Source organism: Streptomyces globosus (assembly GCF_003325375.1).
Lineage (GTDB): Bacteria > Actinomycetota > Actinomycetes > Streptomycetales > Streptomycetaceae > Streptomyces > Streptomyces globosus_A.
This window is the reverse complement of the sequence record NZ_CP030862.1, coordinates 6,617,501-6,622,500: the sequence shown is the minus strand read 5'-3', so window position 1 is coordinate 6,622,500 and position 5,000 is coordinate 6,617,501. Positions and strand designations below refer to the sequence as shown.

Annotated in this window: 5 protein-coding genes and 2 rRNA genes (1 of these 7 cut by a window edge); 5 read left to right on the top strand and 2 right to left on the bottom strand. The window is 68.1% G+C overall.

What is annotated here, in order from left to right; translation table 11 throughout:
- From C0216_RS29415 to C0216_RS29395, 5 genes are all read left to right on the top strand, one after another.
- A 23S ribosomal RNA gene (locus C0216_RS29415) occupies window positions 1–965 on the top strand; it begins 2,153 nt to the left of the window's first position.
- A gap of 74 nt (window positions 966–1,039) precedes the next feature.
- Window positions 1,040–1,156, top strand: a 5S ribosomal RNA gene (rrf, locus tag C0216_RS29410).
- A 110-nt stretch (window positions 1,157–1,266) separates the two neighbouring features.
- Window positions 1,267–1,626 carry a hypothetical protein gene (locus tag C0216_RS29405; protein WP_114058161.1) on the top strand — a complete coding sequence of 120 codons (360 nt, stop codon included), beginning with the start codon at window positions 1,267–1,269 and terminating at the stop codon, window positions 1,624–1,626.
- Between the two features lie 80 nt (window positions 1,627–1,706).
- The gene (locus C0216_RS29400; RefSeq protein ID WP_162793312.1) at window positions 1,707–1,913 is read left to right on the top strand and encodes a hypothetical protein; all 207 of its coding nucleotides are present in this window, start codon (window positions 1,707–1,709) and stop codon (window positions 1,911–1,913) included.
- Between the two features lie 87 nt (window positions 1,914–2,000).
- Window positions 2,001–3,056, top strand: coding sequence for a MerR family transcriptional regulator (locus C0216_RS29395; RefSeq protein WP_428985503.1), 1,056 nt, complete (start codon window positions 2,001–2,003; stop codon window positions 3,054–3,056).
- On the opposite strand, the gene C0216_RS29390 is transcribed toward C0216_RS29395, so the two are convergent.
- Together C0216_RS29390 and C0216_RS29385 are read right to left on the bottom strand one after the other, a co-directional pair.
- On the bottom strand, window positions 3,049–3,741 hold the full coding sequence (locus tag C0216_RS29390) for an SDR family NAD(P)-dependent oxidoreductase (RefSeq protein ID WP_114058158.1): 693 nt from the start codon (window positions 3,739–3,741) through the stop codon (window positions 3,049–3,051). The two genes, C0216_RS29395 and C0216_RS29390, sit on opposite strands and share 8 nt — an antisense overlap.
- 182 nt (window positions 3,742–3,923) lie before the next feature.
- Complete coding sequence (locus C0216_RS29385) at window positions 3,924–4,526, bottom strand: dihydrofolate reductase family protein (protein ID WP_114058157.1); 603 nt, start codon at window positions 4,524–4,526, stop codon at window positions 3,924–3,926.
- Window positions 4,527–5,000: the final 474 nt, after the last annotated feature.

Genomic DNA, 5,000 nt, shown 5'->3' with positions numbered 1-5,000 from the left:
GAAATTCCTTGTCGGGTAAGTTCCGACCTGCACGAATGGCGTAACGACTTCTCGACTGTCTCAACCATAGGCCCGGTGAAATTGCACTACGAGTAAAGATGCTCGTTTCGCGCAGCAGGACGGAAAGACCCCGGGACCTTTACTACAGTTTGATATTGGTGTTCGGTTCGGCTTGTGTAGGATAGGTGGGAGACTGTGAAGCGGCCACGCCAGTGGTTGTGGAGTCGTCGTTGAAATACCACTCTGGTCGTGCTGGATGTCTAACCTCGGTCCGTGATCCGGATCAGGGACAGTGTCTGATGGGTAGTTTAACTGGGGCGGTTGCCTCCCAAAGGGTAACGGAGGCGCCCAAAGGTTCCCTCAGCCTGGTTGGCAATCAGGTGTTGAGTGTAAGTGCACAAGGGAGCTTGACTGTGAGACCGACGGGTCGAGCAGGGACGAAAGTCGGGACTAGTGATCCGGCGGTGGCTTGTGGAAGCGCCGTCGCTCAACGGATAAAAGGTACCCCGGGGATAACAGGCTGATCTTCCCCAAGAGTCCATATCGACGGGATGGTTTGGCACCTCGATGTCGGCTCGTCGCATCCTGGGGCTGGAGTCGGTCCCAAGGGTTGGGCTGTTCGCCCATTAAAGCGGTACGCGAGCTGGGTTTAGAACGTCGTGAGACAGTTCGGTCCCTATCCGCTGTGCGCGTAGGAATATTGAGAAGGGCTGTCCCTAGTACGAGAGGACCGGGACGGACGAACCTCTGGTGTGCCAGTTGTCCTGCCAAGGGCATGGCTGGTTGGCTACGTTCGGGAGGGATAACCGCTGAAAGCATCTAAGCGGGAAGCCTGCTTCAAGATGAGTATTCCCACCTCCTTGAGAGGGTAAGGCTCCCAGTAGACGACTGGGTTGATAGGCCAGATGTGGAAGCCCGGTAACGGGTGGAGCTGACTGGTACTAATAGGCCGAGGGCTTGTCCTCAGTTGCTCGCGTCCACTGTGTTAGTTCTGAAGCAACGAACTCGCCTTGCCGGCTTGAGTTCAACTTCATAGTGTTTCGGTGGTCATAGCGTTAGGGAAACGCCCGGTTACATTCCGAACCCGGAAGCTAAGCCTTTCAGCGCCGATGGTACTGCAGGGGGGACCCTGTGGGAGAGTAGGACGCCGCCGAACAATCATTGTGGGAAAGCCCCGCACCAGCTCTGGTGCGGGGCTTTCCTGCGTTTCAGGGCAATGTCGAGGCCCGTCTCGGTATCCTGGCGGCGTTCCCCTGGAGGAGTCCGATGACAGCACAGCAGGTGGAAGACGGCGACCGCCCCCTGATCCCCCAGCCGGCCATGACACGCGAGGCCCTGCGGGACGCGGTGCGGCGGATCGACATGCCGAGCCTGGCGGCGCTCGACAAGGAATGCCACGAGGCCTTCGACCGGGCCGCGGAGACCGGGGCGATCAACCCGCTTCGCTTCTTCCTGATCAAGTGGGCCACCCACGTGGCGATCCACCGCTGGCCGGCCCGCGCGGCCACCCTCCGCGAAGCGGAACGGATCGCGGGCGACCCCGCCTCCACCGAGCAGCAGTTCCAGGACGCCATGGCAACGAGCAGCCGCATCCTCGCCGAGGCCCAGCGGGAAATCGGCCTGTGACTCCGCGCGGCGAAGCCGTCGAGAGCGACAACGGCTGGGCATGGGAATGCGACCCCAGCCGGCTCTGGGTTCTCGGGGACATGCCGACGGAACAGCAACTGCTCGTCAGCGCCGTCATGGACGGGCTCGTCGACCTGGCCTCCCTGGGCATCGACCCCAAGGACGGCAGCCTGCACGAGGACGAGAATCCGATGCGGCTTCGGACGTACGAGGACGAGCACCTCCTGCTCTGGTACCAGACCGTCCCCCACCGCCGGCGGGTGTATCTGAAGCGGGTCAACCTCTAGCCCCGCAGGAAGCCCGCTTCCCGGACACAGCCTTGACCTTCGAGTCGGTTGAAGATTGAGGATGGCGCCGTGCCAGAAGACGAGCTGATGCCGATAGGGGCCTTTGCCCGACGCAGTGGTCTGACCGCCAGCGCGCTGCGGTTCTACGCCGACTCCGGGCTGCTGCCGCCCGCCGAGACCGATTCCGCCTCGGGCTACCGCTACTACAGTCCCGGCCAGCTGGCCCGGGCCGTCGCGCTGCGGCGCCTGCGTGAGGTCGCCATGCCGCTGGCCGGTGTCGAGGCCGTGCTCGGGGCGGAGGCCGGTGAGGCGGCTCGGCTCCTCGACGAACACGTCGCGCAGATCATGGACCAGGCCGCGGCCGTGCGTGAGAAGGCCGCCGTCATCAGGGCCGCACTCGGCGAGGAGACGCGGCTTCCCCTCGGGGCCCTGAAGGGGCCCGTACTGGCGGATGCGGTCGAGCAGGTGCTGACCGCGACCGCGTACGAGCCCGGGACACCCGCACTCGCAGGCGTGCGCGTCGAGGTGGATGCCGAGGCGGTCACCCTGACCGCGACCGACCGGTACCGGCTCGCCACCAGGACGCTCGTGCCGGCCGAAGGGCCGGTGCGGGCATGGGCCGGCACGGTCGACGGCGGGGAGCTGCGGGCCGCGGTCGGCGAGATCCGGCGCAGCCCGAGAGTGCGTCTCGAAGCCGTCCCTCACGGCATCCGGCTGTGCCTCGGCGGTCGGGGAGACCGGCACTGCCGGCTCGTGTCGGAGGACTTTCCCGATCACCGGCTGATGCTCGCGTCACTGGGCGGGGCCACCACTCGTGTGACGGTCTCGAAGGAGCTGCTCCTGCGGGCGTTGGAGGAGCAGCCCGGTGCGGACGTCGTGCTGCGGGCGGGCGGCCACGGACTGACCGTCGGAGCGGTGGACGGTGCCGGGACCCGTGTGGCGGTGCCGGCCACCGTGGCGGGACGGGCGTTGCGGGTGCGGTTCGAGGTGACCACCCTCTATCCCGCGGTGAGCACCGCGATCGGGCCCGACGTCCTGCTCGACCTACGCGGCCACGACCAGCCCGTCACGGTCCGCTCGGCGGACCGCGGCGACCTCACCACCCTGGCCATGCCCGCTGCCCTGGCGGGCGCCGCTACGTGACCGCCGCCTCACGCGCCAGGCCCCGCGCCGTGTACCGCCCGCTCTGCGGCCGCTCCGCGACCAGGCGCAGCAGCAGCGGGGCCACCTCCTCCGGTGTCGGCAGTGCGCCGAGGTCCGCGTCCGGCTCGGCCGACGCCATCATCGGTGTCGCCATCGACCCCGGGTCCGCCCACCACACCCGCAGCTCCGGCTCCTCCACGGCCAGGACACCCGACAGCAGGTCCAGCCCGGCCTTGGTCGCCCCGTACGCCCCCCAGGTCGGGTAGGCCGTGACCGCCGCGGCCGAGCTGAGGTTCAGTACGGCGCCCCGGGGGGATGCCCGCAGCAGCGGCAGCGCCTCCTGGACCAGTGCCAGCGGTGCCACGAGGTTCACCTCCAGGGCGCGGCGGAACCCGGCCGGCGACTGCTCCGCCAGCGGCACCAGGGGCTCCGCCCCGAGCACCGCCGCGTTGTTCACCAGCAGGTCCAGCCCGCCGAGCCGCCGTGCCGCCGCCACCAGCGCGGCGCGGTGCGGGCCATGGCGTACGTCGCCGGCGAGCGCGACCACGCCGGGCCTGTCGGCCGCCCCGGTGAGCGCGCCGGCGTTCCGCCCGCTCACCACCACGCTCCAGCCCTGCCCCGCAAGCTCCGCGGCCAGGGCTCGGCCCAGGCCGCGGGAAGCCCCCGTCACGATCGCCACTGCCATACCCGCCCCCGCCATCGGATGTGCCTGCCCCGTCGGCGCCACCGTAGGCGTGCGGCCGGGTTCGGCGCCTGGGTCGCCGGTCCCACGGGTGCAGGGACTTTGGTCGTGGTCCCCCAGCCCGGAGCCATGTTGTCCGGCCGGGGCGGTGGAGGCGGCGTACGAGGAGACGCGGCACGCCCTGGTCAGTGAGACGGGTCCTGGGCCGCCCGGTAGGTGCAGACCTGGACGCCCGTGGGGCTGGTGACCGCGGAGACCAGCTGCAGGGAGCGCTTGCTGCCGGACGTCGGGAAGATGGTCTTGCCGCCGCCGAGGACGACCGGCATCACGTTGAGGCGGAGCTCGTCGACGAGGCCCTCCTCGATCAGGGTGCGGACGAGCGAGGGGCTGCCCATCACCACCAGGTCGCCGCCCTCGCGCTCGCGGAGCTCCCGGATCGCGGGCACCGGCTTGTCGCCGGCGATGAGGGAGGTGTTGTTCCACGTCAGGTCGGCGGCCGTGAGCGTCGAGGAGACGACGTGCTTCGGGAGGGCGTTCATGCGGTCCGCGAAGGGGTCGCCGGCCCGGTCCGGCCAGGCGCCGGCCATCGTCTGCCAGGTGCGCCGCCCGAAGAGGAGGGCCTCCGCGCCGGCGAGAGCGGCGTCGAAGGCGCCGCCGACCACCTCCGGATCGAAGAACGGCGCCACCCAGCCACCGTGGGCGAAGCCCCCGTCCCGGTCCTCGTCCGGCCCGCCGGGCGCCTGTACGACACCGTCCAGGCTGATGAACTCGGTGACCACGATCCGCATGCGACTCACTCCTCGGGAAGGTCCTGCTCTGGCTGTGTCTACCGGATGGAGACCGCAGCCGGACGGGGAACTCATCGGTCTCTCCGCGGTTGCGAGCGGACGCCTGGGGTCTTTGACACCCGTGGGGCACGGATGTAGAGTGGAGCGGTTGCCTGGAACGGATCGTTCGGCAACGAACCCCAAGCAGACCTCGTACCCGGGACTCCAAGCCCCGGGTGCACAGTCGACTCCGTGTTCGGAAATTCGAAGCCGGGAAATCCGGTGGAAAACTTCTGATAGAGTCGGTCTCGCCGAAAGGGAAACGCGAAAGCGAGTCCCGGAAGGCGAATCCCGCTTCGACCGGGAATCGGACACGAAAGAGTCTGATAGAGTCGGAAACGAAGAACGAAAGCCCGGAGGAAAGCCCCAGTAAGTGTTACTGCGGGTGAGTACGAAGGAAGCGTCCGTTCCTTGAGAACTCAACAGCGTGCCAAA